This window comes from Streptomyces sp. DH12, assembly GCF_020873895.1.
In the GTDB taxonomy this organism is placed as follows: domain Bacteria; phylum Actinomycetota; class Actinomycetes; order Streptomycetales; family Streptomycetaceae; genus Streptomyces.
This window is the reverse complement of record NZ_JAHWGT010000375.1, coordinates 1-655: the sequence shown is the minus strand read 5'-3', so window position 1 is coordinate 655 and position 655 is coordinate 1. Positions and strand designations below refer to the sequence as shown.

The window sequence follows — 655 nt, the reverse complement described above, 5'->3', positions numbered from 1 at the left end:
GGTGCTGCGCGAGGCCCTGGGGCAGGCCCAGCGGATGATCGAGGCGGCGGACAGCTGCAGTTGAGCGCCCGGGCGGCCGGGCGCCCGGGGAGCCGCCGGCCGCGTGGCCCGGTGGGGTGCGGGCGGGCCGCGTGGCCTCGGTGGGGTGCGGGCGGGCCGCGTGGCCTCAGTGGTTGTGGACGGGCTGCTCGGCCCCGGCGGGGTGCGGGCGCGCCGCCCTGGGACAATGACCGCATGGCACGGGGCAGGAGCAGTGGACGGGGACAGGCGGCCGTCGAGGCCGTCACCGAGCAGGTCGACGGAGGGACCGCCCGGCTCGTCCCGGACCGCGACCGGCCACGCGGCTGGACGCTGCTGATCGACGACGCGCCCCAGTCGCACGTCGACCTGGACGACCCCGCCCACCTCTCCTTCGAGTACCAGCGCCGCTTCGGGCACGTCGTCGACCTCGCCGCCCCGCCCGGAAAGCCCCTGCGGGCCGTGCACCTCGGCGGCGGCGCCCTCACCCTCGCCCGGTACGTCGCCGCCACCCGCCCCCGCTCCACCCAGCAGGTCGTCGAGCGCGACGGGGCACTGGTGCGGCTGGTCCGGCGGGAGCTGCCGCTCGATCCCCGGGCGCGGATCCGGGTGCGCACGGCGGACGCCCGCGAAGGGC

The 655-nt window shown here is 78.8% G+C and carries 1 protein-coding gene; it reads left to right on the top strand.

All coding sequences use genetic code 11. The annotated features are described in order from the left end of the window. Nucleotides 1-234: 234 nt before the first annotated feature. A partial coding sequence (locus tag LPA54_RS34650) for a spermidine synthase (RefSeq protein WP_368857884.1) occupies nucleotides 235-655 on the top strand: 421 nt, incomplete at its 3' end.